This window comes from Planosporangium thailandense (genome assembly GCF_011947195.1).
GTDB lineage: Bacteria > Actinomycetota > Actinomycetes > Mycobacteriales > Micromonosporaceae > Planosporangium > Planosporangium thailandense.
This window is the reverse complement of record NZ_JAATVY010000095.1, coordinates 1-552: the sequence shown is the minus strand read 5'-3', so window position 1 is coordinate 552 and position 552 is coordinate 1. Positions and strand designations below refer to the sequence as shown.

Here is a 552-nt window from a genome sequence, read left to right as displayed (position 1 = left end):
GGTTGGCTGTCGGCTGTGGTCAGTGGTGGGTGAGGTGCCTGCTTTCCAGCGCCTCGGGGGAGGCGGGGACGGTGATCCGGCGGGGGCGCAGGGCGAGGGCGGTGGCGCCGGAGACGACCGAGAGGCCGGTGAGCAGGGCGCCGAGGCCGATGACCAGCCAGGTCAGTTCCCAGGCCTGGTAGGCGCTCATCAGGGAGCCGCGCAGGCTTTCGCCCATGAAGGCGGTCTGGCGCAGGGCGGCGAGCTTGGCGTCGGTGCTGCCGCCGGCGAGGTAGGCGGCCGACACCTGGGCGTAGGTCTTGCCGCCGGTGGCGGCGAGGATGTGGTGTTCGACCATGTCGGCGTAGGCCTTGGCCTGGGGTCCGGTGGTGACCTTCTGGCCGGCGTAGCCGGCGAGGTCGGCGGGTAGGCCCTTGTCGCCGGTGGCCGGGAACTGGATCTGTTGGGCGGACAGTTGCTGGCGGACCTGGTGCTGGCCGTCGACGCCGCGGTAGATCATGACCGGTCCGGCGATGATGAGGGCGAGGGCGGTCAGCGCCCAGAGCCAACTGG

General features: G+C 71.7%; 1 protein-coding gene. It reads right to left on the bottom strand.

Features of this window, described 5'->3' with window-relative positions:
* Window positions 1–19 precede the first annotated feature (19 nt).
* On the bottom strand, window positions 20–552 hold a 533-nt coding region (locus tag HC031_RS32285), incomplete at its 5' end, for a hypothetical protein (protein WP_167929243.1).